This window comes from Williamsia sp. R60 (genome assembly GCF_054063855.1).
In genome coordinates, this window is record NZ_JBSSGR010000002.1 from 1,357,396 (window position 1) to 1,383,017 (window position 25,622).

25 protein-coding genes are annotated in these 25,622 nt (G+C 65.4%); 12 read left to right on the forward strand and 13 right to left on the reverse strand.

The annotated features are described in order from the left end of the window. Positions 1-3 precede the first annotated feature (3 nt). From ACVWY6_RS13190 to ACVWY6_RS13210, 5 genes are all read right to left on the reverse strand, one after another. The gene (locus tag ACVWY6_RS13190) at positions 4-432 is read right to left on the reverse strand and encodes a SufE family protein (RefSeq protein WP_023961605.1); all 429 of its coding nucleotides are present in this window, start codon (positions 430-432) and stop codon (positions 4-6) included. After that, the gene (locus ACVWY6_RS13195; protein ID WP_116915749.1) at positions 429-1,334 is read right to left on the reverse strand and encodes a sulfurtransferase; all 906 of its coding nucleotides are present in this window, start codon (positions 1,332-1,334) and stop codon (positions 429-431) included. Before ACVWY6_RS13195 ends, ACVWY6_RS13190 begins: the two co-directional genes overlap by 4 nt. A gap of 112 nt (positions 1,335-1,446) precedes the next feature. Further along, positions 1,447-2,790 carry a condensation domain-containing protein gene (locus ACVWY6_RS13200; protein WP_457538488.1) on the reverse strand — a complete coding sequence of 448 codons (1,344 nt, stop codon included), beginning with the start codon at positions 2,788-2,790 and terminating at the stop codon, positions 1,447-1,449. Further along, positions 2,771-4,228 (reverse strand): condensation domain-containing protein, encoded by a 1,458-nt coding sequence (locus tag ACVWY6_RS13205; RefSeq protein WP_457538490.1) that lies wholly within the window; start codon positions 4,226-4,228, stop codon positions 2,771-2,773. Before ACVWY6_RS13205 ends, ACVWY6_RS13200 begins: the two co-directional genes overlap by 20 nt. Positions 4,229-4,274: 46 nt before the next feature. Next, positions 4,275-5,762, reverse strand: coding sequence for a condensation domain-containing protein (locus tag ACVWY6_RS13210; protein ID WP_457538492.1), 1,488 nt, complete (start codon positions 5,760-5,762; stop codon positions 4,275-4,277). A 563-nt stretch (positions 5,763-6,325) separates the two neighbouring features. On the opposite strand from ACVWY6_RS13210, the gene ACVWY6_RS13215 reads away from it, so the two are divergent. Both ACVWY6_RS13215 and ACVWY6_RS13220 read left to right on the forward strand, forming a co-directional pair. Next, positions 6,326-7,324, forward strand: coding sequence for an ATP-binding cassette domain-containing protein (locus tag ACVWY6_RS13215; protein WP_457538494.1), 999 nt, complete (start codon positions 6,326-6,328; stop codon positions 7,322-7,324). Further along, the gene (locus ACVWY6_RS13220; RefSeq protein WP_400726483.1) at positions 7,324-8,181 is read left to right on the forward strand and encodes an ABC transporter permease; all 858 of its coding nucleotides are present in this window, start codon (positions 7,324-7,326) and stop codon (positions 8,179-8,181) included. The genes ACVWY6_RS13215 and ACVWY6_RS13220 overlap by 1 nt, the downstream gene beginning before the upstream one ends. Before the next feature lie 44 nt (positions 8,182-8,225). Here the strand turns inward: ACVWY6_RS13220 and ACVWY6_RS13225 are convergent, their stop codons facing one another. Together ACVWY6_RS13225 and ACVWY6_RS13230 are read right to left on the reverse strand one after the other, a co-directional pair. After that, a complete protein-coding gene (locus ACVWY6_RS13225; protein ID WP_457538496.1) occupies positions 8,226-9,101 on the reverse strand; it encodes a glycosyltransferase family 2 protein in 876 nt (291 codons plus the stop codon). After that, positions 9,098-10,375, reverse strand: a complete 1,278-nt coding sequence (locus ACVWY6_RS13230; RefSeq protein ID WP_457538498.1) for a glycosyltransferase — start codon at positions 10,373-10,375, stop codon at positions 9,098-9,100. Before ACVWY6_RS13230 ends, ACVWY6_RS13225 begins: the two co-directional genes overlap by 4 nt. A 168-nt stretch (positions 10,376-10,543) precedes the next feature. Here ACVWY6_RS13230 and ACVWY6_RS13235 point away from each other — a divergent pair, with 168 nt between their 5' ends. From ACVWY6_RS13235 to ACVWY6_RS13245, 3 genes are read left to right on the forward strand one after another with little or no spacing between them, the layout of a single operon-like run. Then, the gene (locus tag ACVWY6_RS13235; protein ID WP_457538500.1) at positions 10,544-11,827 is read left to right on the forward strand and encodes a glycosyltransferase; all 1,284 of its coding nucleotides are present in this window, start codon (positions 10,544-10,546) and stop codon (positions 11,825-11,827) included. Continuing rightward, entirely contained in the window at positions 11,824-13,164 is a 1,341-nt protein-coding gene (locus ACVWY6_RS13240) for a hypothetical protein (RefSeq protein ID WP_457538502.1), read from the forward strand. The genes ACVWY6_RS13235 and ACVWY6_RS13240 overlap by 4 nt, the downstream gene beginning before the upstream one ends. A 36-nt stretch (positions 13,165-13,200) precedes the next feature. Beyond that, positions 13,201-14,556, forward strand: a complete 1,356-nt coding sequence (locus tag ACVWY6_RS13245) for a hypothetical protein (protein ID WP_457538504.1) — start codon at positions 13,201-13,203, stop codon at positions 14,554-14,556. Between the two features lie 46 nt (positions 14,557-14,602). Here ACVWY6_RS13245 and ACVWY6_RS13250 read toward each other — a convergent pair whose 3' ends face one another. From ACVWY6_RS13250 to ACVWY6_RS13260, 3 genes are read right to left on the reverse strand one after another with little or no spacing between them, the layout of a single operon-like run. Next, positions 14,603-15,235 (reverse strand): Maf family protein, encoded by a 633-nt coding sequence (locus tag ACVWY6_RS13250; RefSeq protein WP_457538506.1) that lies wholly within the window; start codon positions 15,233-15,235, stop codon positions 14,603-14,605. A 24-nt stretch (positions 15,236-15,259) separates the two neighbouring features. Then, positions 15,260-15,523, reverse strand: coding sequence for an acyl-CoA carboxylase subunit epsilon (locus ACVWY6_RS13255; protein ID WP_030174090.1), 264 nt, complete (start codon positions 15,521-15,523; stop codon positions 15,260-15,262). Further along, on the reverse strand, positions 15,520-17,148 hold the full coding sequence (locus ACVWY6_RS13260) for an acyl-CoA carboxylase subunit beta (protein WP_023961579.1): 1,629 nt from the start codon (positions 17,146-17,148) through the stop codon (positions 15,520-15,522). Before ACVWY6_RS13260 ends, ACVWY6_RS13255 begins: the two co-directional genes overlap by 4 nt. A gap of 146 nt (positions 17,149-17,294) precedes the next feature. Between ACVWY6_RS13260 and ACVWY6_RS13265 the strand changes: the two genes are divergently transcribed. Further along, a complete protein-coding gene (locus ACVWY6_RS13265) occupies positions 17,295-18,128 on the forward strand; it encodes a biotin--[acetyl-CoA-carboxylase] ligase (RefSeq protein ID WP_062800154.1) in 834 nt (277 codons plus the stop codon). 105 nt (positions 18,129-18,233) lie between these two features. On the opposite strand, the gene ACVWY6_RS13270 is transcribed toward ACVWY6_RS13265, so the two are convergent. After that, positions 18,234-18,836 carry a hypothetical protein gene (locus tag ACVWY6_RS13270; protein ID WP_457538509.1) on the reverse strand — a complete coding sequence of 201 codons (603 nt, stop codon included), beginning with the start codon at positions 18,834-18,836 and terminating at the stop codon, positions 18,234-18,236. A gap of 213 nt (positions 18,837-19,049) precedes the next feature. Here ACVWY6_RS13270 and ACVWY6_RS13275 point away from each other — a divergent pair, with 213 nt between their 5' ends. The 3 genes from ACVWY6_RS13275 to ACVWY6_RS13285 all read left to right on the forward strand — a co-directional run bounded on the left by ACVWY6_RS13275 (position 19,050) and on the right by ACVWY6_RS13285 (position 21,664). After that, positions 19,050-19,568 (forward strand): PH domain-containing protein, encoded by a 519-nt coding sequence (locus tag ACVWY6_RS13275; protein WP_457538511.1) that lies wholly within the window; start codon positions 19,050-19,052, stop codon positions 19,566-19,568. Positions 19,569-19,669: 101 nt separating this feature from the next. Next, positions 19,670-20,347, forward strand: coding sequence for a response regulator transcription factor (locus ACVWY6_RS13280; protein ID WP_457538513.1), 678 nt, complete (start codon positions 19,670-19,672; stop codon positions 20,345-20,347). Continuing rightward, positions 20,348-21,664, forward strand: coding sequence for a sensor histidine kinase (locus ACVWY6_RS13285; protein ID WP_457538515.1), 1,317 nt, complete (start codon positions 20,348-20,350; stop codon positions 21,662-21,664). A gap of 16 nt (positions 21,665-21,680) precedes the next feature. Here ACVWY6_RS13285 and ACVWY6_RS13290 read toward each other — a convergent pair whose 3' ends face one another. Then, on the reverse strand, positions 21,681-22,280 hold the full coding sequence (locus tag ACVWY6_RS13290; RefSeq protein ID WP_457538517.1) for a GtrA family protein: 600 nt from the start codon (positions 22,278-22,280) through the stop codon (positions 21,681-21,683). A gap of 140 nt (positions 22,281-22,420) precedes the next feature. Between ACVWY6_RS13290 and ACVWY6_RS13295 the strand changes: the two genes are divergently transcribed. Further along, a complete protein-coding gene (locus ACVWY6_RS13295) occupies positions 22,421-23,716 on the forward strand; it encodes a 5-(carboxyamino)imidazole ribonucleotide synthase (protein ID WP_457538626.1) in 1,296 nt (431 codons plus the stop codon). Next, on the forward strand, positions 23,709-24,245 hold the full coding sequence (gene purE / locus ACVWY6_RS13300) for a 5-(carboxyamino)imidazole ribonucleotide mutase (RefSeq protein ID WP_457538519.1): 537 nt from the start codon (positions 23,709-23,711) through the stop codon (positions 24,243-24,245). Before ACVWY6_RS13295 ends, purE begins: the two co-directional genes overlap by 8 nt. Here the strand turns inward: purE and ACVWY6_RS13305 are convergent. Further along, on the reverse strand, positions 24,242-25,075 hold the full coding sequence (locus tag ACVWY6_RS13305) for a dienelactone hydrolase family protein (RefSeq protein WP_457538521.1): 834 nt from the start codon (positions 25,073-25,075) through the stop codon (positions 24,242-24,244). The two genes, purE and ACVWY6_RS13305, sit on opposite strands and share 4 nt — an antisense overlap. A gap of 164 nt (positions 25,076-25,239) precedes the next feature. On the opposite strand from ACVWY6_RS13305, the gene ACVWY6_RS13310 reads away from it, so the two are divergent. Continuing rightward, a partial coding sequence (locus tag ACVWY6_RS13310; RefSeq protein ID WP_457538523.1) for an acyl-CoA dehydrogenase family protein occupies positions 25,240-25,622 on the forward strand: 383 nt, incomplete at its 3' end.

Here is a 25,622-nt window from a genome sequence, read left to right on the forward strand (position 1 = left end):
ATCTCATCGTCCCGGCACCGGGCTCGATGGGCCCAGATGTGCCTTGATCCGCGACAACATGGCCGACATCCCACGCAGTCGCAGCGGGCTGATCGCCGATTCCAGTCCCAGCCGTGTGTAGAAGTCGCCTGGTACGGCAAGGATCTCGTCAGCACCGGCACCGTTGAGGCCCTGGTACAGGATGGACGCGAAGCCACGTGTCGTCGGTGCCTGAGGCGGCGCGCTGAAGTACAGCTGCACCGAATCGCGGTTGCTCGCGTCCACCGAGAGGAACAGCGGGGACTGGCATTCGGGAACGGGCTCCATCGCCGCTTCGGCGAGATCGTCTGGCAGCTCGGGGAGTTCGTCGGAGAACTCGAGCAGCAGCTGGATCTTCTCGGAGTCGGTGAGCGCCGAGAAGTCCTCGGCGATCTCATCGAGGGCGGCCGTCACCTCTTGCCACTTGTCGAGGGGGCGGTTCCGGGTTCGGTTCCGGTCACGATGGGGGCGCGCACGGCGTTGCCCCATTCGGTCCAGGAGCCGTCGTAGTTGCGTACCTTCTCGAACCCGAGCAGGTGGGTGAGCACAAACCAGGTGTGCGACGACCGCTCGCCGATCCGGCAGTAGACGATGGTGGGCTCATCAGATTTGAAGTCGGCGTACAACTCGTCGAGTTCGGCCTTCGGCTTGAACCGGCCGTCCGGGGCGGCCGCCTTGGCCCACGGGATGGAGACCGCGGTGGGGATGTGTCCGCCACGCAGCGCACCCTCTTGGGGGTACTCGGGCATGTGCGTGCGCTCACCGGAGTACTCCTGCGGCGAACGGACATCGATCAGTGGTTCGGTACCGAGTGCTCCGCGCACCTCGTCGGCGAACGCACGGATCAGCGAGTCGTCTCGTTCGACGACCGGGTAGTCGGACTCCGGGTACACCGGGACGTCGAGGGTGATGTCGCGGTCCTCTGAGAACCAGGCGTCGCGGCCGCCGTCGAGCAGTCGTACGTCTTCGTGACCGAACAGGGTGAAGACCCAGAGTGCGTACGCGGCCCACCAGTTGCTCTTGTCGCCGTAGATCACCACGGTGTCGTCGCGGCGAATGCCCTTGCTGCGCATGAGTTCTGCGAACTGTTCGCCGGAGATGTAGTCGCGGGTCACCGGGTCGTTCAGGTGGAGGTGCCAGTCGACCTTCTGTGCGGTGGGGATGTGGCCGATGTCGAACAGCAGCACGTCCTCGTCCGATTCGATGATCTTGAGGCCGTTGGTTCCCAGGTGGGCGCTGAGCCATTCGGTGCTCACCAGGCGCTCTGGATGAACATAGTCGGCGAAGCCGGGATTGTTGTCGATCTCAACGGTCACGTGCGGTGCTCCAAATCGGGCTGGACGATGCGTGCGGGTGTACCCCCTGAGCGTAGTGCCGACGGCAACACCGACGCAGTGGACGGGGCCGGAGGACCTGATGCCGGACGTGTCACCACTCGGTGGCGAGCCTGCGACCCAGTTCGTCGAGGAAGGTGCCCATGACGGATACAGCCGTTTCGGTGTCCGGGTAGCGGGTGCGCAGAGCCAGCCCCCGATCTGTGCGGGAGATCCAGAACTGGACGTCGTCGGCGGTGGTGACGTTCGAGATGTGAGTCGCCCCGATCTCCTCGTGTGTGCCCGAGCCGGGCAGTCTCCGGTAGTCGACGTACGAGACCATGAAGATGTCGTCGCGACGGCGGTGGATTCCGCCGATCGCCTCGAGCACCTGGGGCACTGGCACCTCGCCCAGCTTCACCGCCGCGCGTAACGCGGGGCCCGTGCGGGCGACGGTCTCATCGAAGTTCTCGTCCGCGACAACCTCGAGTGGTGCATTGGTGGTGAACCACCCGACCGCGTTCTGCCACGGCTCCGTGCGTCGGGTGTGTACGGGGAAGAGCATGGACATCTGTGGTCCGCCGCCGAGGCCGCGGACTGTCTGTGCCATCGCCGAGAGGACGCCGGCGAAAGTGCTCGCCCCGGCGCTCCGACACCGGCTGTCGAAGCGGTCGGTGGCCTCGGGTCCGAGCAGATGACGTAGGTCGACCGCCTGCGGCGCTTTCTCACCCGGGAGCAGTCCGAGGTCGAGTGGAAACGACGGGGCGGTGTTCTCGTGCTCGTCGAAGAAGGTCAGCCACGCCCGCATGCGGGGGTCGGACCGCCCGATGGGCGCAGCGTCGGATTCCGCGGCGCAGTAGTCGACGAAGTTGCCTGCCATCGGCATTTTGTCGGCGATGGAACCACCCGGTTCGGCCTTGGCCGCGTGGTAGAGCTGGTGCAGATCGCCCACGATGATCGACATGGAGTAGGCGTCCACGTGTGAGTGGTCGAATCCGCAGAATACCGTAGAGCCCTCGGCGCGGTCGATGGCTGCCAACAGGTAGGCCGGAAAGCCGAACGGGTGACAGGCATCGTTCAGTGAGTTCCACAGCAGATCGCGGAGATCGGCCGACGACGTCGTCTCGATCCCGGTGCGTGCAACGAGGGTGATGTGCGACGCGTCGTGCAGTTCGCGAGCTATTCCGCCGTCGGTTCGTACGAACCCGCTGTGCAAGGTGCCGTGCCGTGCGATCAGTAGGCGGTACGCCCGTTCCAGTGCTTTGGTGTCGATTCGGCCGTCCACATCGAAAGCTGCTGCCAGCCAGATGGTTCCGTCTTCCGCGCCGGCGAGATGAAAGGTCTGATTGAACGAGGGTGGCACCGCGGAGGCGACCACGCGATCCGCGGAGCTGTCCACCGACCACCGCAGGAGGACACCGGGGTCGGGCGAGTAGCGGTCAATCGTGGTGACGTGCAAGCGCAAGCTCCTCGACGGGGGTACTCGCAACAGCGTAGTCACCTTCGCGTGCGACGGTGTCGATCACCTCCCAGAGGCGCTGCAGATATCGCTTGATCTCGAGCTGCGCCGTTGCTGTGTCGGGGGTCTGGAGTCCCAGGTAGAGCCGTCTGCGGTCGCGGTTGAACCACATCGATGCGTTAGCGGTGCGACCCTCGCCGGTGAATATGACACCACGATCGTGCGCGGGCCGGCCATCACCCGGAAATCGCCGAAAGTCGAGGTAGGACAGGAGGTTCGGCGTACCGGCGACATCGCGGGGATCCACTCCTGAACGCAACAGGGCGGTGATGACCACGGGCAGAGGCACAGATGAGAGACGTTTCGCCCGCACGTGGCCGGCGTGGGCCGCCGCGGTGACCTCGGTGAACGAACCAGCGGACGCCACGTCGAACGCAACCGGTGCGAAGTTGCAGAACCATCCCTGGGACAGCGCGAACTCCCTCGACCTGGTGCCCAGCACGGCGATGGCGAAGTAGTCTGCGCGGCCGGTGAGTTCGAGTGCGGTTATCGCTGCGGCTGCGTATATGCCGCCCATCACGCCTGCGCCGGACTGTCTGCACACGCGTTCGAACCGATCGGCACCTGCGGCGTCGAGCAGGTCGAACTCGATCGGTCGCACCGGCGCGGTTTCTCCCGGCTCGAGCCCGAGATCGAGTGGGAACCGCGGCATCGCGGCGCCGTGGGAGGTGAAGATGTCCACCCACTCTGCGACCTCGGGTGAGTCGTCGGTGAACCGTGCGGCGACGTCGTTCTGCAGGCTCGCGTAGTCGAGAAAGCTCCCCGTGGCTGCGCTGACGTGCGCGGGTAGCGCGGTCCCCTTCTTCCCGGCTTCGTATAGTTCGGCGATCTCGTCGAGCACGAGTGCCTGTGAGACACCGTCCGACAGGGCGTGGTCGCAGCCGTAATACATCGTGAAACCGCCCGGTCTGCTGATGGCCCCGAACGCGAAACCTGGCCAACTCGTCGAGATTGCCTCGGTGCCGAGTCTGGCGTGGATGTACCGCCGGAACTCGGTATCGGTCGTGAAGTCGCCCACGCGGTGCGCCTCGAACTCGACCGCGTCGGGCTCGGTCAGCATGCGCGTGATCTGCGTGGTGTCGGTGCGGAACCAGGTCCTCAGTCCCTCGTGCCGAAGGGTGAGAGTGCGCAGGGCCCGACTGAGCGCCGCAAGGTCGATCGGACCGTCCACTTCGGTGGCTGCTCCCAGATATGCGTTGTGTTCGCCACCCGCGGCGGCGGTCGCGTGGCAACCGCGAAGGTGGTTCTCCTGCAAGAACGTGAGTGGGCCCGGCGCGGTCGGTGCGGCCAGGGCTCGCGAGGCCGACGTGGGACTCGGGTGCCACTCCAGCAATACGCCGGGGGCGGGCGTCCACCAATCCATCGCGGTGAGGATCACGTCCTGGCTCCTTGTCTGAGAGGGAGATGTGTTCGGGGGGACTCGACTACGCGGGGAACTTGTCCTCCGAGTACGTCAGCGAGAACGGGGCAGGTGTCAAGGCGTGGAACCGGTGTTCCTGGGTCAGCTCCGCCAACTTATTGTTGAGACCCGAGATGAAGGCCGCCACGTTCGTAGAAGCCACATCGGTGGCCGGGTATCGAGCCGAGATGTTCAGTCCCTCGGGCGTCCTGGAGATCCAGAGGTAGACCTCGTCCCCGGAATAGGCCGCGCTGCGGAGCGTGTGCGCGCGCCACCGGACCCAATCGTGCGCCCCCGGAACGAATCGCACGTCGAGGTAGGACACGACGAATCGCGGAACCGCCCGGTTCTCGAGCAACTCGGCGACCCGCGGGTACGGGTAGCGAGACAAGTCCTTTCGCTCCGCAATTGCCGCCGCGGCTGCGGACATGCAGTCGGCGAACGATTGTGCGCAGGTGATGTCGATCTCGACCGGGATGATGCCCACGTACCAGCCGACCGACTCGGCGTACTGCGACTCGTGGCGGGTGTGCACCGGCATGGTGAAACGCAGGGTGTTCATGCCGGTGAGTTCGCGCGTAGTGGTCGCAAGAGCAGCAAGGACGGCTGATTGCAGTGTGAACCCGAGTCGTCTGCAGTGTGCGTTCACCACCGCGGCAGTCTCGTTCGACAAAAGCCATGACGACGTGCCCGCCTGTGGCCGGTCCGAGATGTCGCAGTCGGTGACGTGTGGTGCGCCTACGGCCTCGACGGGCAGAGGGAAGGCGGGGAACGCGCCGGTGCCGACGCCCAGGAAACGGTCCCAAGCCCGTACCGCCACATGATCGGCGGTGAGGCATCCTCCGGCGAGCCGGTCGGTGACACTGAAGTCGATGTGGCTGCCGATCTGCGGCAACTGATGCTCTGCCCCGCGCACCTCGAACGCGTACAAACGCTGTATTTCATTGATGGACAACAACATCGAGTAGGCGTCCATCACCGAATGGTCCGCCGCGAACACCAGGACGAATCCGTCTCCCGGCAGAGCACCTTCGACCTCGGTGATGGAAGCGACGAGACAGTGTGGCCACCGCAGTGCCGAGATCCGGGAATCGAACAGGCCTGTGAGGTGGTCGTGGATTTTCGATGCGTCGATGGGCCCCGCAACACGTGGCCGCATGTCGAGAACGCATCCGGCATTGGTGAGCCTGGTCATCGAGATGGCACCCGTCGTGTCGACCCCGGTGGCCACCGTGGTTCGGAGGGCTTCGTGCCGGAGCATCCAGCTTCGCAGGGTGCGGGCGAGTGCCCGGTCGTCGTAGCGTTCGTGAACTTCGAAAACGCCTCCCAGCCACGATGATTCGTCAACGTCACGCGTCTCGTAGGCCAACCCCCGGACCACGTGGTGTTCGTGGACATAGGTCAGCGGCCGATTGTCGACCGCCCAGCACTCGCCGTCACCCTCGGTGCTCGGAGTCCATTCGGTCACCCGCCCGGACGGGAGGTGGTATTCAGCCAGTTCAGTGAATTCCATGTTGCAGTATCCGATTCGGGATGATCACGCACGACAGGGGAACCCGCGGGAAGAAGGGGGAGGTGGGCGACGCCGCACTGCGCCGGATGCGCGGGAGTATTCGCTGCGCTCCTCAACACTAGGACCGGATATGGGTCTTTGCCTCAGCAAAAGGACGTGGTGTTCGTCACGCAGGCCCGAAGTTCCTGCCATTCGTTTTGCTACCACGTGTCGATGGTGTGTCGTGCATGTGAAATACAGTGTTGGACAGTGTTTTAGCGACACCACAGAATCTGACGTCGGCGCAGGCACGCGTCATCGCAGCGGTTGCCACCCAGTGTTCGACAGGGCTATGTTCGTCACAGGCGGGTGCGCATCGCGGCCCTACTCGTCTTCAGGTTCAGCTGGGGTGCACGGCGGCCGGGTGCTGTGCCGGAACAGATTTCGGGAACGGGTGCTCCGCCGATCTGTTCGTCGGCACCGGTGACGCCGGACATCGGCGAAACAGGTTGTCCTTGAACGTGATCGTCGTGATGATCCAACAGTCGTGATGCACCAACAACTGTCAGATGAGGGAGATCGAGATGGCAGTCGGTTCTGGTCTGGCCATCGAGGCAACCGGTCTGAAGAAGAGTTTCGGCGATTTCCATGCGGTCGACGGCGTCGATCTGGCGGTGCCGGCGGGGACGGTCTACGCAGTGCTTGGTCCGAACGGTGCGGGGAAGACCACCACCGTTCGGATGCTTGCGACCTTGCTGCGGCCAGATGAGGGGCGGGCGCAGGTGTTCGGATTCGACGTCGTCCGACAGGCCAACGCGGTCCGGTCGCTGATCGGGGTCACCGGACAATATGCGTCGGTGGACGAGGATCTGACCGCCGCGGAGAACCTGAACATCTTCTGTCGACTCCTGGGCTTGTCGAAGACCCAGTCCACGAACAAGACCGACGAGATGCTCGCTGAGTTCGGTCTCCAGGATGCTGCCGACCGTACGCTCAAGCACTTCTCCGGCGGCATGCGACGGAGACTCGATCTGGCGGCAAGCCTCATCTCGAGGCCGCCGCTCATCTTCCTCGACGAACCGACCACCGGATTGGACCCCCGCACGCGGGCTCAGATGTGGTCGACTATCAGGGAACTCGTCTCCGGAGGGTCCACCGTCTTGCTCACCACCCAATATCTCGAGGAGGCCGACCAGCTGGCCGACCGTATCGCGGTCATCGACAACGGTCGCCTCGTCGCCGACGGCACGGCCGACGACCTCAAAGCCGCGGTCGGCACCTCCACCTTGATGCTCCATCTGATCGATGCGGCAACGGCATCGGACGCTGCTCGGATCGCAGGCGCCATCACCCACTCGGAGGTGAGCATTGCCGGTGCGGCCGTGGCGGTGCCCGTCACCGACATGGAGCCTGTGCCCGAGGTGCTCTTCGCCCTGCGTGCGGCAGGGATCGGTGTGCGTGAGATGACCGTACAGCGGCCGAGCCTCGATGAGGTCTTCTTCGCGATCACCGGGAATCAACAGACAAAAGGCCGGGACGGCGACCGAAAAGCGATACCGGACCAGGGGAAGGACGCGGCCTGATGGGGCTGGAGACATCCACTCGCGGCACGATCTGCGTCGAGGGGTACGACCCCAAGGTCGCGGCACTGCTGGCCGACCGGGTGATCGCCGATCACGTGTCGGTCTCCGAGTCGGTGTCCCAGGCACTGACGATGGCCCGTCGTGGTCTGCTCAAACTCAAACACAACCCACAGCAGTTGTTCGACGTCGTTGTGCTGCCGATCGTGCTGACGGTGCTTTTCTCCAGCATCTTCGGTGGTGCCATCGCCGGAGACGTACCCGCCTACCTGCCGATCTTGATCCCAGGAGTGCTGGTGCAGGTCGCGGTGGCGGCGTCGGTCACCACCGGCGTGCAATTACGGGAGGACCTCGACAAGGGCGTCTTCGACCGCTTCAAATCCCTGCCCATCGCCCGTATCTCACCACTGGCCGGGTCACTGCTCGCGGATGTCGTGCGATATGTCATCGCCACCGGCGTGACCGTGCTCGTGGGGCTCGCGATGGGATACCGACCGGGCAGCATCGCCGGACTGATTGCCGGATGTGTACTGGTGATCGTCGTCGCATTCGCACTCAGTTGGATCTTTGCGCTGATGGGGGTGTTGATGAACAAGGCGTCCACCGTCCAGGGGGTCTCGATGCTGGTGCTCATGCCGCTGACGTTTGTGTCCAACGCTCTTGTGCCGGTGGATACCCTGCCCGGGTGGATGCAGGCGTTCGCGTCGGTCAATCCGGTCTCACACCTGGTCTCCGCAGTCCGTGAACTGGCGGTCGACGGGCACTTCGGCCCGGAGATCGCATGGTCGCTGGCCGGGGCATTCATCGTCTTGATGGTCTTCGCCCCGCTGACCCTGCGCGTCTACATGGTGAAAACCTGAGCGTCCGTTGGGCATCCCGGACGGCACAGGGCCGCGGTTGCCGATCACGGTGCGATTCGATCGGTGACCGGTCGTAACAGATGCTTTGCGGCGAAAGTGTCCGACTCCTTGTCGTAGGTCCGGATGACCAGCAACCGGCCGGCGTGGAGGAGGGTCACACAGGGCAGGTAGACCAACACGGCGGCCGCGGCGAATCCATAACGCTTGTGTAGCAACAGGGTACGTGGCAGGTAGCTCATGTATCGGACAAAAGCCGGGATGCTCGACTCCATCCGTCGTGGTGAGACCCCGACGGTGATGTCGGGCAGGAAAGCGTTCCTGCCGCCGACCGCTTGCACGCACAGCCCGGTGTCCACATCTTCGAAGACGTCTCGGCGCATGCTCACCAGATCGCGTACCAGGTGCCAGGTCTCGCGCCGGACCACCATGTTCGAGCCGTACAGAACGGGTACGTCTTTCACCGTATGCCGGCGTCGGCGACGACCGCGGAGTGGATCGAAGCGGTTCTTGAGGCGTTCGACAGCGTCCCCGTACGGCAGTCCGTACGCCTCGCCCCGACCGCAGAGTGCGGCCCACCGCTGTTCGGTGTCGTGCTGCAGGAACTCCACGACGGTGCGTGCCCAGTGAGGCGGCGTGATCGTGTCCGAATCGATCCGCGCGATCGCGTCCCCGGTTGCTGTGTCCAGTCCGGTGTTTCGTGCGTACACCAGACCCTGCTGCGGTTCCGAGATCAGGGAGATCTCGGGGATCTGCTTCGCGTACGACAACACGATGTCGACGGTCTGGTCGGTGGAGTTGTTGTCCACCACGATGATCTCGCGGATGAAATCGAGCTGGCCGATCAGACTGTCGAGGCATGGTCCGATCGCTTCCTCTTCGTTGTACGCCGGCACGACAACGGACAGGATCTTCGAGTTCATCTGGTTCCTCTGTTCGGTAGGTGCGGGCTGACGGTTTCCTCGATGATCGTGATGGCTGAAGCGACGGCGCACTCAGGCTTGATCATCGAGGTGGCCGTGGCTCGGGCAACTTCGCGCCGGCCCGGTTCGATGAGGGCGCTGACCAGGGACGTCAGCTTGTCGGAGTCGATGCCGGAGATCGGCGTGGACATCCCGACCCCCAGCCTGGTGAGTTGTCGCCCCCACATGGGCTGATCCGCCCCGAACCAGCAGATGCCGGTGGGCAATCCGGCACGCAGAGAAGCGGCAGTCGAACCCGCTCCACCGTGATGGACCGCTGCGGTACACCGAGGAAGCACCGTCTTGTGATCGATGGTGGGCGTCACGAAGAAGCGGTCATCGGCGGAGTCGACGGAGAGATGGCTGCCGCCGGTGACGAGCAGGACACGTAACCCCAGTCGTTCCGCGGTCGCGACGATCGCGTGCTCGATGATGCTGGGGTGCCCGATCTTCATGCTGCCGAAGCCGACGTACAGCGGCGCCGGGCCGGCATCGAGCCAGTCGACGAGGGAGCGATGTGTCAAGTCGCTCTGCAGTTTTGGCCGAGAAGGGAGGTACTCCAGGAAGCCCACAAGAGGACGACTCCGCCCCCATTCGTCGCCGAGGCCGGGGAACAGGAGCGGATCGTAGGCCTGCAGTTCAGGCACGCCCTGCCCGGCGATGCGCGATGCGGCCGGAGTCTTCGCGCGGCCGAGCCCCAGCTCACGGCGCAGCTCGTTCTCGGTGGATGCGCTCGTGTGCCAGAGTATGCGCTCGAGGATCGTCCAGCTGTGCGCCGTGATCGAGGGCGGTAGCCAAGGTAGCGGGGAGATCACCGAGTTCTTGCGCATGGGGCAGTAGTGCAGTGGCACATACGGAATGCCGAGGGATTCGGCCACATTGAGGATGCGCTCCTGACCCGCGCTGCCGCCGATGATCACATCGGCACCCTGTCCCACGGCGTGCAGATCATGCTGTAACCGACTTCCGCCGCGCAGCGTGATCTCGGACACGGCTCGAAGGCGTTTCACGGGATTCGATGACTTGAGGTCTCTGGTCACGAGATCTGATCCGAGGAGTTCGTCGGTGTCGATACCGCATGGCTGGGTGGCGAGGCCGGAATCGGCCGCCCATGACTCCAGATTGGGTGGAACGGCCAGGGTCACCTCGTGGTTTCGGTGTGCCAGCGCAGAACCCAGTGCCATCGCCGGCTGCACGTCACCCCGGCTGCCGTTGCAGGACAGAACAATCTTCATGGTCCTCCTCGTCCGCACAGTATCGGGGGGTGGTGTGGGTTCGGCAAATCGTAAGCGCCAGGCAGACTTACCGTGCTCGGCAGATGATGTGACGCCGGTCTTCTGATGCTGCGCAAGCGGTGCCGCTGCCCTACGATCGGTATGCATGGAACTGATGCGGAGTGGGACGTGAAGCTACTGTTCGCGTTCAGTGGCACGCGCGGTGACATTCAGCCCGCGGCCGTGATCGGTGCCGAGTTGCAGCGTCGTGGTCATGTTGTCACTTTTGCTGCACCACCCAATCTGGTCGAGTTCGCTGCTGGGTTCGGGGTGGATGTTGTCCCGTTCGGTTACGACACCCGTGCGCATATGAAGTCCGAGCTGGTGCGCACCCGGGTGCGGTCGGGTGGACCGGTCGCGCGACTCAAGGCGTTCAACGAATTACGTGATGTCGGTTGGGTGGAGATGATCGACACGATGGCCCAGTTGAGTGAAGGGGCCGACGCGATCGTCACCGGGTTCACCACCGAACAGGTCGCTTTGCTGTTCGCCGAACACCATGGCATAGCCCTCATTTCGTTGCACCACGCGCCGGTGCGGTCGAACTCGTACTTCTCACCGTTTCCTGGTGCGCCGCTGTCCTTGGCGCCGCTGGTCAACCGGGTCAGCTGGAAGTTGGTCGACGCCGCGCTCTGGGGCCTGACGCGCAAGCGGGAGAACCGGGAGCGTGCGCGTATGGAGATGGCATGCGCGGGCACCGACCTACCGACTCGGATGAGGAAGTACGGGGCACGGGAGATACAGGCGTACGACCCGCTGTTCTGTGCGGACCTCGCCGAGGAGTGGGGTGCCGACCGGCCGATGGTGGGCTTTGTCGGTCTGGGTGACAGCGCCTGCGAATGGTCGGAAGATGCTGAGGGGCTGCGGAATTGGATGGCCGAGGGCACACCACCGATCTATTTCGGGTTCGGGAGCATGCCGGTGGCGGATCCCGGCGCATTGGTCATGGCAATCGGGCGGGCGTGCCGGGGCGTGGGTGAGCGCGCCGTGGTCAGTGCCGGGTGGAACGACTTCGACGTGAGTTCCGACGACACCGTGCGCATCGTCGGACAGGTCGACCACCGGACTGTGTTGCCCGCGTGTCGGGCAGTGGTCCACCACGGAGGAGCTGGGACCACATCGGCCGCCCTGCGTGCGGCGAAACCTGCGGTGGTCTGCTCGGTGGGTTCGGATCAACCGTTCTGGGGCGCTCAACTCGAGCGTCTCGGAGTCGGTGCCTCGATGACGCTGTCGCAGTTGGATGCGCACTCGCTCGAGGACCGGCTGCGTACGGTCCTCGATCCGCAGTACACCAGGCGCGCGAACGCAATTGCTGCACAGCTCATCTCGCCGGAGAAGGCAGCGACGGCTGCAGCTGATCTGATCGAGGCATCGGTCACCGACTGGTCGCCGGCCGTGGTGACGAGCCGATGAGTCGTACGCGCCGGCTCGAGGCCGGGGACTTCACGTACTGGTTCCTCCACCGGGAACTCGGTTGGTCCGTGGTGCTGCAACTCGTCTGGACATTCGACCGGCCGCCGGGCCGGGAGGCTCTGGCCACGATCAACAAGAATCTGGTATCGAGCCCGCTGAACCGACTCGTGGCCGTCTCCGGGTTGCCCGGTGTCCGGCCGCGATGGGTGCGGGCGCACACGCACCCCGATCTGATCATCGATGTCACGCCGATCGACTCGGATCTGGTGGGGGCTTGGGCGGATTCCGAACTCGAGTCGGCGCCACTCGACCCGTTGACGGGGCCGCCGTGGCGGCTACGTGGCGTGTTCACCGAACAAGGCGGATTCGCGTTGTCGCTGACCGCTCTTCACCTTGTCACGGACGGACAGAACATGGTCGGTGCGGCTGTCGAGGCGTTCACTGCCCGCAGGCCAGAACCGTTGTGCTCAAGGGTATCTGCCGTCGGTCCGCGGCGGCAACTGATCGACGACGGCGTGGATCTGCTGTCCGATATCGGTTCGGCCATCGGGGGAGTGGTGCGCGCAGCTGCGGCTGGCGGCGCGTCGATGTTCGGCAAGCGCGGGGCGATCGACCGAATGCCTCGCCTGCCCATGCACGAACGTGCGCCCCGTGCGCACGCCTCCTGGTCGACGGTGAGTGTCGACTCCGACGTGTGGACCAAAGTCGCTGCCGAGCACGGCGGTACGTCCAACTCACTGTTCATCGCCGCGATCACCGGAGTGTTGCGTTCGAGCGGATGCGCCCCACTCGGTGTCCCGATCAAGGTGGGCATTCCCGTCAGTCAGCGGACAGACGGCGACGACCGGGCGAACGCGACCGCGGGTGTGTCGGTGACACTCACCGACGAACCTGTTCCCGGTGGGACGTTGCGTCACATTCGGCAACAGTGCAAGGCCGCGTTCACCGCCCTGGACGCCGGTCGTCGACCCGCGATGATCCACCTCCAGCCGTTGATGTGGTTGTTGCCCGCGCAGCTGATCATCAAGGCGGTGAGCAGTGGGGATGGGATGCCCGACGCGGTGGCCTCGAATGTCGGAGTGTTCACCCCAGAGCTCACCGAAGTGGGCGGGGTGGGGGCATCAGGAGTTGCCTTCCGGGGGATCGCGCAGGGAGTGGATGCGGCACTGCCGTACCGCTTCGGCGACGGCGTGCAGTCATGGCTACTCGAATATGGCGGAACCACAACCTTTTCCGTTGCGGCGTTCGACGAGATGCACATCGCCGACAGTGCAGAACTGGGCCGCCTTCTCGCAGAGGAACTTCGGGCGTGGGGCGTGCCGTTTCGGATGTGGTGACAAGCACATGTTCCAGGACAACGAGAGGGCGCGACAATGACGACGACCGAACGCCTCGTCGGCGGGTTCGATCGGGTCACCGGACCCGACGAGTCCTACCATCTCGCCGAACGGCTCTTCGGGCTCAGCGCGCCGATCCAGTTCCTGTGGGTGTTCGCCTCTGACCCGGGCGAGGCAGTGGTGCTTCGGCTGCGAGACCAGCTGTCGGCAGGTCCGCTCAACCGCAAAGTGCGTTGTGCGACAGTCCCGTTCGCACGCGACCGGTGGGTTCGGGCCGACGACGTCCCGGACGTGGCGATCGACGACAAGCCGATCGGTGACAACGACATCGCCTCCTGGTTGGACACGCGAGTACGTGAGGGCGAACTCGCGCCCGCAGCGGGCCGGGGCTGGAGGTTGGACGCCGCGCGTACTCGATCGGGCAAGCTGGTGCTGTCACTGCTGGTGTCACACATGATCTCTGACGGCGAGGGGGTCTATGCGGCACTGGCGGCGGCCCAGGCGGGCACATCGCAGAACCGGTTGTCCACGCATGCGGAGACCGGGGGCCGCAGTGGCCGTCGAGCGGACGTGGTGGATGCCGCCGGCCAGCTGTTGGCTGCGGCCAGGGCGCTCAGAATTCTCGGCGGTGCGTTGCGGAATCAGACGAAGGCGCCGAGCCCGTCTCGACGTGCAGCGCCGTCGACCAAGACATCACCGGATGCGCCCGGCCCGGACACCACCCTGGTGATCCTCGATGTGGATCGCGAGCGGTGGGCCGACACCGCACGAGAGCATGGAGGGACCACCAACAGCCTGTTCACGGCCGTACTCGCCGGACTGGTCCAGCGGACGGACCTTCCGGTGGATGACGAGCTCCGGGTGTGCATGGCGGTCAGCAAACGTGAAGCCGGAGACGAACGGGCCAACGCCTCGGGCGGCGTGTGGATTCGGATCGACGGACCGGTCAGCCCAAAGCGAGGCCTGGCCGAGATCCGGGCATTGAGCAAGCAGGCGTTCATCGACTACGCCGACGCCGAGTCGGACAAGATGGCCGACAACTTGCAACCGGTCGTCCGGCTCCTGCCGGGACGGCTGATCGGAAAGCTGATGCAGTCGGTGCCCGGCCCCGACACCACCGTCTCGAATCTCGGGGTGGTGCCGCCCAGCGCGCTTCGGCTCGGTACCGAGACCGCGGAATCGTTCGGGATCCGCGCCATCGTCCGCGGTCGGCCGATTGCCAACCGACGTGCTCAAGGTCCCGCCGTGGCGGCGTGGGCGGTGGAATACGGGGACAAGGTGACCATCACGGTGTTCGGCATCCACCCAGACCACTTCGGCGATGTCGGCACACTCCGGTCGCAGATCGGTGAGGAGCTCAGCTCGTGGGGGCTGCCGTACACCTTCTGGTAGTGCTCGCGGAGGCCTGAGCCCTATGGGCGCCGCATGGTCGCAATCGTCAACGGGCCGACCACAAGTCGGTCACGCTGACCCCGAGTTGATCGAGTAGGGTCCGAACCAGCGGCAGGCTGATGCCGATCACCGACGACGGGTCGCCGTCGACACCGTCGATGAACCAGCCCCCGAGTCCGTCGAGCGTGAATGCGCCGGCCACCGCCAGTGGTTCGCCGGTGGCGATGTAAGCGTCCACCTGCTCATCGGTGGGCGAACCGAAACGAATCGTGGTGCCCGCGAACGCGACAGCCTCTGCGACCACCGAGCCTCCGCGTATCCGGAGCACGCAGTGGCCTGTCAACAGGTCGGCAACCGAGCCGCGCATCGAAAGCCATTGAGCGCGAGCCACATCGGGAGTGTGAGGTTTGCCGGACAGGATGCCGCGATGGTGCAGCATCGAATCACACCCGATGACAATCGCGTCATCGATCGAGGAGATGCCCGGATGGCCGGCGACATCGTCCGCCTTGGCTTTTGCGAGGGTCGTGACGACGTCGGAGGGAGATGCGGTGTCGCCGAGTTGGGCGATCAGCGCATCTTCATCGACATCCGAGACCTCGACCAGTGGATCGACACCGGCGGCCCGCAGTATCCGCAGGCGTGCGGGTGACGCCGATGCCAGGACCACCCGGGTCATCGGCGCCCACCCGTGTGCATCGGCTCAGTAACCGAAGGCCAGGTTCGGAAAAGCGTTGGGAGCAAGACCGCCGGCGGCACGCAGCCGGTCGGACGGGGTGCCCCACAGGTTGCGTGGCCCCGGGTCCTCTTCCACACCCGAACCGCCTGCCGAGGCGAAAACACCTACGACCGCGGCGATCTCGGCGTCCGATGGATTCCCCTTGACGATTCGGAGGAAGGGCCGAGCCGCAGCGGCGTCACCGGTGCCGTCCGCAGCGTTCGTCTCTGGCGTGTTGTCTGCACTCACAGCGGAATGTTCCCGTGCTTCTTCGGTGGCATGTTGACGAGTTTGCGCTCGAGGAGCTTGAGCGCCGTGGCGATCTGACCGCGGGTGTGCGACGGCGGGATGACCGCGTCGACATAGCCGCGTTCAGCTGCCACGTACGGGTTCACCAGAGTGTCCTCGTACTCCTGCTGCAGCTGCAAGCGCAGCGCATCCACGTCTTCTCCGTTGGCCGCAGCTTCTTTGAGCTTGCCGCGGTAGACGAATCCGACCGCGCCCGAGGCTCCCATGACGGCGATCTGGGCCGTCGGCCACGCCAGGTTCACATCGGCACCCATGTGCTTGGAGCCCATGACGTCGTACGCGCCGCCGTAGGCCTTACGGGTGATGACGGTGATCTTGCCAACCGTTGCCTCGCCGTACGCGTAGAGCAATTTCGCGCCGCGCCGGATGATTCCGTTGTATTCCTGGTCGGTGCCCGGCAGGAATCCCGGGACGTCCACCAGGGTGATGATCGGCACGTTGAAGGCGTCGCAGGTGCGGACGAAGCGCGCGGCCTTCTCCGAGGCGTCGATGTCGAGGCAGCCGGCGAACTGGGTCGGCTGGTTCGCGACGATGCCGACGCTGCGGCCGTCGACGCGACCGAAACCGACGATGATGTTCGCCGCGCGGCCGGCCTGCACCTCGAGGAACTCGTCGTCATCGAGGATGCGGCGGATGACCTCGTGCATGTCGTACGGCTGGTTCGGGGAGTCGGGGATGAGGGTGTCGAGTTCGAGATCCTCATCGGTGAGGGTGTCCTCGATCGACCCCGCGGCCGGCTGTGCCACAGGGAAGCGCGGCGCCTCGGCCCGGTTGTTGCTCGGCAGGTAGCTGAGCAATTCCTTCACGTAGTCGAGCGCGTCCTCTTCGTCGCTGGCGACGTAATGCGCGACACCGGACTTTGCCATGTGGGTGTGTGCGCCACCGAGGTCTTCCATCGTGACGTCTTCACCGGTGACCGTCTTGATGACATCGGGTCCGGTGACGAACATCTGGCTGGTGCCGTCGACCATCACCACGAAGTCGGTGAGGGCGGGCGAGTAGACGTGGCCACCGGCCGCGGCACCCATGATGAGGGAGATCTGAGGGATGACACCCGAGGCCCGGACGTTGCGGTGGAAGATCTCGCCGTAGAGACCCAGAGAGACAACACCTTCCTGAATGCGGGCACCGGCACCCTCGTTGATGCCGACGAGCGGACGGCCGGTCTTGATCGCCAGGTCCATCACCTTGACGATCTTCTCGCCGTAGACCTCGCCGAGGCTGCCGCCGAAGACCGTGACGTCCTGGCTGAAGACGCAGACCTCACGTCCGTCGATGGTTCCGTAACCGGTCACCACACCGTCGCCGAGCGGACGGCGCTCGGCGAGTCCGAAGTTGGTACTGCGGTGACGGGCAAGGGCGTCGAGCTCGACAAACGAACCTTCGTCGAGCAGATGGGTGATGCGCTCGCGGGCGGTCAGCTTTCCCTTGGCATGGGTCTTCTCGACCGCCGCCTCTCCGACTGGATGCTTCGCTTCGGCGAGACGATTGTGCAGGTCGATGAGCTTTCCTGCAGTCGTGTGGATATCCGGCGTCGATGGCACGTCCTGGGGGGCACTCGTCATGGCCATGATGCTATCCACACCCGTTTTCGCTGGTGTGAGCGGGCTAACCTGAGGCTTCTCTCACGTTTGGTTCGGTACCGAGCGACACACGTACTTCGCTCTGTTCCGTGGCGGATCGCGTCGCTCGCGCTCTACGCTCAGACCTCATGACCGACGAGCGAGCGCCCCTTGACCACGAGGCCCTTCGACAAGCGGTGACCGGCACCCGATGGCGGTCGATTCGCGTGGTCGAGGAGACCGGGTCCACGAACGCGGATCTGGTGAGTCTTGCCGGGTCCACCGATTGCGCTGGTTCCGTGCTCATCGCCGAGCACCAGACCGCGGGGCGTGGCAGACATTCCCGGCAGTGGGAGAGTCCGCCCCGAGCGCAGGTGGCGTTGTCGGTCGCCGCGCCGGCGAACACGTCGGACCAACCTCAGGCACTGGGATGGCTGCCGCTTCTGACGGGTCTTGCGGTGGTCGAGGGTATCGCCGAGACCACCGACCTCAGTCCCAGGCTCAAATGGCCCAATGACGTGTTGCTGTTCGGTGACGACACCGCCACCGACGACGGTTACGGCGGACGCAAGGTCGCCGGGATCCTTGCCGAGCTGACCCATGGACCGAGCGGGCCCGTGGTGGTGATCGGACTCGGGATCAACGTGAGCCTCACCGAGGCGGAACTGCCCGTCCCGACCGCCATCTCACTGGACCTGGCGGGAGCCTCCGTCGACCGGACCCAGCTCGCCGGCGCCGTTCTGCGAGCACTGTCACGACGACTGGACCAGTGGCCGGGCGATCTCGGCGCGGTGGCCGACGATTACCGGGCTGCCTGCGCGACCCTCGGACATCGAGTGCGGGTGCAGATGCCTGCGGGCGAAGAGATCGAGGGGCTGGCGACGGCAATCGACAGCATCGGCCGAGTGGTCGTCGAGGTGGCTCCCGGTCAGAACGTGCCGGTCGCGGCCGGCGACGTCACCCACCTGAGGGTCACCGACTAGACGGAACCAACTGAGTCGACGGACCAACTGAGTCGACGGACCAATCGGGTCGAACGGACCAACCGGGTCGACGCCGGCCTGTCGCCCTACCGCAGGCCGTGGCCGTCAGCGACGTTCGTAGCTCTTGGTGCCCATCGCCGGGATCAGCAGGAGGATCGGGATACCGATCACCGCGTGCATGATCGCGGTCGAGATCCCGGTCGTCCAATCCCGCGACAGCAGCAGTGGGATCAAGATGGCTGCCAGGATCAGGAGCCCGACGATCCAGGAGAAGAACTGGCTCGGCGATGGTGTGGTGAGCTGCAGTACGTACCAGAGCGCTCCTGCGAACAGGGCGCACAGGAACGCGACGATGGCGAACCAGTACTCGTCGTTCGCCATCGGATTCCACACGCCGAGCTTCCCGGTCTCGTTTATGCGCTCGATGACCAGCCGGATGATCCACGCGACGAGCCAGGCGGCGAGGCCGGTCACGATGGCGGTGGCGAGGACTCCGCCGATGAACATCGTGGGATTGACCTGCGGCCGGTTGGTGACGGGGCGCCGTCGCGGCGGCGCGGCCGGTGGTGGCGCAGCGGCGTAGTACGGGTCCGGAGGCGGAGCCCCCTGGTCGTACGCCTGGCTGTAAGCCTGTGATTCGGGTTCGTAGCCACGGTCGAACCGGGCTGTTCGCGGCTTGTTCGGGTCGTACGGGTCATTCGGGTACATCGTGCACCTCCCTGCGCGCGAGTTTACCGACCAGCGCTGCTGCGGCCTGAGAACGATCAGATGTCCACCGTAGCGCCCCCGGGGCCGTCTGCGTCCCCACCGGCGGGCCGTCGAGGCGCTGCCTGTGGTTCGGACAGGCCCGATTCTGGTTTGATTACGGCACCGACCGGGCGAGTCGCCGTACGCCACGGTCATCAACGGGAGGATTTGTCGATGGGGTATCCGGAGAACATCCTTGCTCAGGGCGAACGTGTGGTTGTGCATCACCATCCGCACTGGAAATGCCTGCTGGCCCCCGCGCTCATCTTTGTTGTCGCGACCGCCGCCGCGGGTGTGGCGGGGGGCTACCTGTCCAATACCGACCTCGACTCCACGGCAAAGATGATCCTGGGCATCGTCATCGCCGCGTTGTGGCTCTTCATCGTCCTCTGGTTCTTCGTGCGGCCCCTGATCAGTTGGCGCACCACCCACTTCGTCCTCACCGATCGGCGGGTGACCTACCGCAACGGCATCATCACCCGTTCGGGTATCGACATCCCGGTCCAGCGCATCAACTCGGTGGAGTTCCGGCACGGACTGATCGATCGGATGCTCCGAACGGGCACCCTCATCATCGAGTCGGCGTCCGAAGACCCCCTCGAGTTCAACGACATCCCGAACGTGGAACGCGTGCACTCACTGCTCTATCACGAGGTTTTCGATGCCCCGGACGGCAACAGCTTCCGGCGCTGACCCCCACCCGGCGGCGGCGAACTGGTCACGAAATGGCCTGTGGCCGCGCGGGAATCCGATCGAATCCGGGTATCTGTGCCGCATGCGCCTAAATTGGTCTGGTGACCGAAGTTCTGCTCGCCGAAGACGATGACGCGATCGCCGCTCCGCTGGCCCGCGCCCTGAGCCGTGAAGGGTACGGCTGCGAGGTCGTGACCACCGGCACCGCTGCGCTGGAGCAGGCACGGAGCGGCCGGTTCGAACTGCTGGTCCTCGATCTGGGATTGCCCGAGATGGACGGCCTCGAGGTCTGCCGCCGTATCCGGGCGGTTCGGCCCAATCTGGCCGTGCTCATGCTGACCGCTCGGACCGACGAGGTGGATTTCGTCGTCGGCCTCGATGCCGGGGCCGACGACTACGTGGGCAAGCCGTTCCGCCTTGCCGAACTGCTGGCCCGGGTACGCGCGCTGCTGCGCCGCAAGCAGAGCGTGGATGTGGTCATCGAAGCCGGCGACATCCACCTCGACGCGCGCGGACGGCGTGTGCTGGTCAGCGGTCAGGACGCGACGCTCGCCAACCGCGAGTTCGACCTGCTGCGGTACCTGATGGAGCGGGGCGGCGAAGTGGTCAGCCGCGAGGAGATCCTGACCGAGGTCTGGGGTACCCCCGATCTCCTGTCGTCCAAGACGCTCGACATGCACATCTCCTGGCTGCGCCGCAAGATCGGCGACGATCAGCCCGGACGGAAGAAGCGCATCGTCACCGTTCGCGGTGTCGGCTTCCGGTTCGACCCCGACTAGATGCGCCGCCGGATCCTTCGGTCGATGATGGCCATGGTGATGGGCATCGGCCTGCTGCTGGGCGTGCCGTTGATGTTCACCGCCTGGTGGTGGGTCGACGACACCGCACATCAAGATCTCGATGACCGCCTCAAACGGGTATCCACCGAGCTGCTCAGTCAGGAAGGACCCGACGGGTCGATCAGCGGCACCGTCGACCGGGACAAGTTCCGGTTGCTCGTACCCGAGAACGGCCGCTTGGAGATCTACTTCCCGATCAGCGGGCCCCAGGGCCTTGAACGCGGGCGGCTCGAGGTGGGAGCGCCGATCGACGAGGAAGCGGTCACCGAATCGCTCACCCTCGGCGAGGCCGGGTCGCTCACCCTCTCTGTGCCGCACGCTCAGGTGCGCAGCCGGCAGTGGGGAGCTGTGGGTGTGGTCTCCGTGGTGGTGGTGACCTCGGTGATCCTGGGTCTGGTGGTGGCCGCGGTGACGGCCGGCCGCCTCGCCGACCCGCTCGAGGACGTCGCCGCACGCGCTGCCCGCATGGCCAAGGGCGACTTCGGCACCGAAGGCCGGCACTACGACATCGAAGAACTCGACCGGGTGTCCTCTGCGCTCGATGCCGCCAACCGGGAGATCACCATCCGGCTCGAACGCGAGGGACGGATCGTCGGAGAGGTCTCCCATCAGCTGCGCAGCAGGCTGACCGCGATCCGGCTGCGGCTCGACGAACTCTCGATCCATCCCGATCCCGATGTGGTGACCGAGGCCGAAGCAGGTTTGGCGCAGGTGGAACGGCTGACCAGCGAACTCGACGAGTTGATCACCGCCGCCAGGGGTGAACAGGTCGCGATGCTCGATCCCGTCTCCGTGCCCGAGCAGGTCGCTCAGGTGGTCGCCGACTACGAATCGGCGTTCGAGGTGCAGGGTCGTCATCTACGGGCCGGAGGGGTCGGGCAGTGCGCGGCTCGGGTCACCCCCACCCGGCTGCGGGAGGCGTTGAGCGTGCTTGTCGACAACGCGCTGCACCACGGGGCCGGGGATTGCTGGGTGGACACGCGAGAGTTGCCCGGTAGCCGCATGATCCGGGTGTCGGTGTCCGACGAGGGTCAGGGGATCAGCGACAAGAGTGCGCCCCACGTGTTCCAGCGCGGCTACTCCGAGGGTGGGTCGAGTGGGGTGGGTCTGCCGCTTGCGCGCGCACTCATCGAAGCCGACGGCGGCCGGCTGGATCTGCTGCAGCGGCGTCCGGCGACCTTTGCGATCGTGGTTCCGCGACACGACACGGATGATGCGGACCGATCCAGCAGGACCGGTCACAGCGAGCCCCGCTGATGGCGCGCGGCGCTGGTCAGGTGTGACCGAGCTCCTCGTCGGCGAGTTCGTCCTGTGTCCGTCCGTCTTTTGGCCGTGCGAGACCCTCGTGATCGTCGTCCGGACGCAGAACCGACGCGTCGACCGCGGCCGCGAGATCGGATTCTGGGAAGGCGAAACGCCGTAGGGCCCAGAAGCGGAACGCCATCTGGAGCAGATTGCCGATGATGTAACCGAGGATGAAGTCGATGATCACCAGCTTGGTGACGTCGACCGAACTGCGGATGTCGAACAGGTTGTTCGCCACGAACAACGGCGCGGCCTGGAGAACCACTCCGACCCCGCTGATCGCGAAGAAGAGGAACGCCTCGTGGTGGGTTTCGCGGCCGCCGCGGTTCTTGAACGCCCACTCGCGGTTGAGGATGTAGCTGACGATGGTCGCGAGCACACCGGAGATGACCTTGGCGATGACGGGTTTGGTCTCGAGGATCGTCAGGCTCAGCGAGTAGAAGATCGCCATGTCCAGGATCATCATCGAGCCACCGATGATGGCGAACTTGATGAGCTCATGGTGACGCATTACCAGCGCTCTCAGCGGCGCAGGCATACGGGCCATGAGCCCATCGGTGAGTGACACAAGGATGGAGTCTACGAAACAAGTTCGTCCAGAAACCAATCCCGGCACGTCCCGGTGCCTCCCGTGTCGTCCGATCGACGCTTCCCGTGACACGATGGATAGCCGTGACGAGTGATCCGACCCCTGCCTCGACGGCACCCGTGCCCGCTGTTCCCACGGCCTCCGATTCGGCGGTCCCACCTGCACCGGCGTCGCCGGAGGCCAGTCGTGACGCAGCTGCCCCGGGGATGCCCGTGGTCACCATGATCGGCGGCGGTCAGCTGGCGCGCATGACCCATCAGGCCGCCATCGCATTGGGGCAGCGTCTGCGTGTCCTGGCTGCGTCCGCCGACGAGCCGGCCGCCCAGGTCAGCCCCGATGTGGTGTTCGGCAGCCACAACAGCCTCGACGACCTCCGCGCGGCCGCGCGTGGCAGCCACGCGCTGACCTTCGACCACGAGCACGTGCCGATCGAGCATCTCGAGGTGCTGGTCGGTGAGGGCGTCAGTGTGCTTCCTCCGCCGAGCGCGCTGATCTTCGCCCAGGACAAGCTCGCCATGCGGCGGCGCCTCGCCGACTTCGGCGCGCCCATTCCCGCGTACGCCGAACTGCCCCAGGACAACCCCATGGAGGCGCTCATCGAGTTCGGTGAGCAACATCACTGGCAGGTGGTCCTCAAAACCATCCGCGGCGGCTATGACGGGCGCGGGGTGTGGCTGGTCGACAGTCGCGAGGAGGCACTCGAGGCGCTGGCGGCGGCACCAGCGGGTTCGTCCCTGATGGTCGAGCAGAGGATCGCGCTGCGTCGGGAGCTGTCGGCGATGGTGGGACGCTCGCCGTTCGGCCAGGGCGCCGTGTGGCCGGTGGTGGAAACGGTGCAACGCAAAGGACAGTGCGCGGTGGTGATCGCGCCGGCACCGAACCTGTCGGAAGAGACGGCCATCTCGGCGCAGCGCCTCGCATTGTCGCTGGCCGGCGAACTGGGTGTGGTCGGGGTGATGGCGGTTGAGCTGTTCGAGACCACCGATGGCTCGCTCCTGGTGAACGAGCTGGCGATGCGACCGCACAACAGCGGTCACTGGTCGATGGACGGCAGTGTCACCGGTCAGTTCGAACAGCACCTTCGTGCTGTCCTCGACTACCCGCTGGGCGACACCGGAACGCGGGCCCCGGTCACCGTGATGGCCAACATCCTCGGTGCGGCGCAGGCTCCGGCGATGTCGATGGACGAGCGACTACACCATCTGTTTGCACGTATCCCGCAGGCGAAGGTGCATCTGTACGGCAAGGGAGAACGCCCCGACCGCAAGATCGGACACGTGAACGTGCTGGGATCGGCGGGCGGCAACGTCGACGACCCCGAGCACGTGGCGCATGTGCGGGAGATCGCGGAGCGGGCGGCACACTGGATGTCGCACGCGGAGTGGACCGACGGATGGGATGTGCACGGTGAGTGAGAACGGCGAAGGTTCGGGCAACCGGCTACAGGGGCCGCGGGTCGGCCTGATCATGGGCAGCGACTCGGACTGGCCGACGATGGAGGCCGCTGCGGAGGCCCTCGCCGAGTTCGGGGTCCGATTCGAAGTGGGTGTCGTCTCCGCGCACCGAACTCCTCAGCGCATGCTCGACTACGCGAAAGAGGCTGCCGGGCGCGGACTCTCGGTCATCATCGCGGGTGCAGGCGGAGCGGCCCACCTACCCGGCATGGTGGCCTCGGCAACGCCACTGCCGGTGATCGGTGTTCCGGTGCCGCTCAAATACCTCGACGGCATGGATTCGCTTCTGTCGATCGTGCAGATGCCCGCCGGGGTGCCGGTGGCGACTGTGTCGGTGGGTGGGGCACGCAATGCTGGTCTGCTGGCGGTGCGCATCCTCGCGGCGGCGGACCCGGGCCTGCGCGCGCAGATGGAACGGTTCCAGGCCGACCTGTCGGACATGGTTCTGGCGAAAGATCAGGCCTTGCAGCAGAAACTTCTCGGAGGCTAGCTGTCGGCGTCGACCAGCAGTTTGCGCCGGAAGAGGTCGAGAACCTCGTCGAGAGCGGCTCGGGTGGGCTGGCCCGGCTCGTCGATGAGGTGCTCGGTGAGCGGCGAGTGCGGTGGCATCGGCGACGGGCCCGCGTCGGCGTCGTCTATCTCGATGGCCACGAAAGCGTCGCCCAAATTTCTGCGCAGGTAGTCGAACCGGGCAGCGGGGGAGAGCTTGTCTTTCCTGAACCGGACACCCATCACTTCCAGACCTGCGGCGCACCGCCCTTTGACAACCGCGAGATCGTCGGGCGAGATGTCGATGTTCGCCGCGCCGATCGGCCGAAACGGCATGGAGGGCTGGGCGAGCACGGGGGCCAGGAGTCGGTCGTCCGCGGCCATCGCGAGGGCGAATCCGCCGGTGAAGCACATCCCGATGGCGCCGACACCCGGGCCACCGCACCGCTCGTGCTCATCGGCGGCCAGTGCCCGCAGCCAGGTCACCACAGGTGACGACTTCCCCGTGGCGAGGACTGTGAACTCACGGCTGATGCAGGTCGGGACCAGAACCGACGTCAGGACCCCGACGGATTTGAGATACCCCAGGTTGTCCGGCATGGGGTCGAGGCCGTCGACTCCGAACAGGCTGGGGACCACAGCAGTGCACCCGATGTCGGACACCTTGCGAGCGAAGTTCAGCACCTTTGGCGTGATTCCTGGCATCTCCGCGATGACAACCACGGCCGGCCCCTCGCCTCGCCGGTAGATCGTGCGCGTCTTGCCGGAATGGGTGAACTCGGCGCGGTCGAAGTCGGCGAGTTCTGCTTCGGGCGACTGCTTGGGGGTCATGGTTTCCTCACTGGCACGGCGGGTGCGATTCATCGTCAGGCTAGCGTCTGCCGCGGTCGGGCACGGCCCTGTCTTTTCAGTTACCCGTGAGTAACTCTGGGCGCGCAAGTATTAGGATCGACGGGAAGAACCGAGTTTTTCTGGCGTATACGAGGAGTGTTCTGATGGCCGGCAACCCCGATTTTGATCTGTTCAAGCTCGGCGAAGAGCATGACGAGCTACGTGCGGCGATCCGGGCTCTTTCCGAGAAGGAGATCGAGCCCCACGCTGCTGATGTCGATGAGAACTCGCGGTTTCCCGAGGAGGCGCTGGCGGCGTTGACGGCCTCGGGTTTCAACGCCATTCACGTCCCGGAGGAGTACGAGGGTCAGGGTGGTGACTCGGTGGCTGCGTGCATCGTGATCGAAGAGGTTGCGCGCGTCGATGCGTCGGCGTCGTTGATCCCGGCGGTCAACAAGTTGGGCACGATGGGCTTGATCTTGAAGGGCTCTGAGGAACTCAAGCAGCAGGTGTTGCCGTCGATCGCGTCGGGTGAGGCGATGGCCTC

Bases quoted from the DNA above. Each gene is read 5' to 3' on its own strand.
- ACVWY6_RS13210 (WP_457538492.1), bottom strand. From the start codon at position 5,762: ATGGAATTCACTGAACTGGCTGAATACCACCTCCCGTCCGGGCGGGTG.
- ACVWY6_RS13215 (WP_457538494.1), top strand. From the start codon at position 6,326: ATGGCAGTCGGTTCTGGTCTGGCCATCGAGGCAACCGGTCTGAAGAAG.
- ACVWY6_RS13220 (WP_400726483.1), top strand. From the start codon at position 7,324: ATGGGGCTGGAGACATCCACTCGCGGCACGATCTGCGTCGAGGGGTAC.
- ACVWY6_RS13225 (WP_457538496.1), bottom strand. From the start codon at position 9,101: ATGAACTCGAAGATCCTGTCCGTTGTCGTGCCGGCGTACAACGAAGAG.
- ACVWY6_RS13230 (WP_457538498.1), bottom strand. From the start codon at position 10,375: ATGAAGATTGTTCTGTCCTGCAACGGCAGCCGGGGTGACGTGCAGCCG.
- ACVWY6_RS13240 (WP_457538502.1), top strand. From the start codon at position 11,824: ATGAGTCGTACGCGCCGGCTCGAGGCCGGGGACTTCACGTACTGGTTC.
- ACVWY6_RS13245 (WP_457538504.1), top strand. From the start codon at position 13,201: ATGACGACGACCGAACGCCTCGTCGGCGGGTTCGATCGGGTCACCGGA.
- ACVWY6_RS13250 (WP_457538506.1), bottom strand. From the start codon at position 15,235: ATGACCCGGGTGGTCCTGGCATCGGCGTCACCCGCACGCCTGCGGATA.
- ACVWY6_RS13260 (WP_023961579.1), bottom strand. From the start codon at position 17,148: ATGACGAGTGCCCCCCAGGACGTGCCATCGACGCCGGATATCCACACG.
- ACVWY6_RS13265 (WP_062800154.1), top strand. From the start codon at position 17,295: ATGACCGACGAGCGAGCGCCCCTTGACCACGAGGCCCTTCGACAAGCG.
- ACVWY6_RS13270 (WP_457538509.1), bottom strand. From the start codon at position 18,836: ATGTACCCGAATGACCCGTACGACCCGAACAAGCCGCGAACAGCCCGG.
- ACVWY6_RS13275 (WP_457538511.1), top strand. From the start codon at position 19,050: ATGGGGTATCCGGAGAACATCCTTGCTCAGGGCGAACGTGTGGTTGTG.
- ACVWY6_RS13285 (WP_457538515.1), top strand. From the start codon at position 20,348: ATGCGCCGCCGGATCCTTCGGTCGATGATGGCCATGGTGATGGGCATC.
- ACVWY6_RS13305 (WP_457538521.1), bottom strand. From the start codon at position 25,075: ATGACCCCCAAGCAGTCGCCCGAAGCAGAACTCGCCGACTTCGACCGC.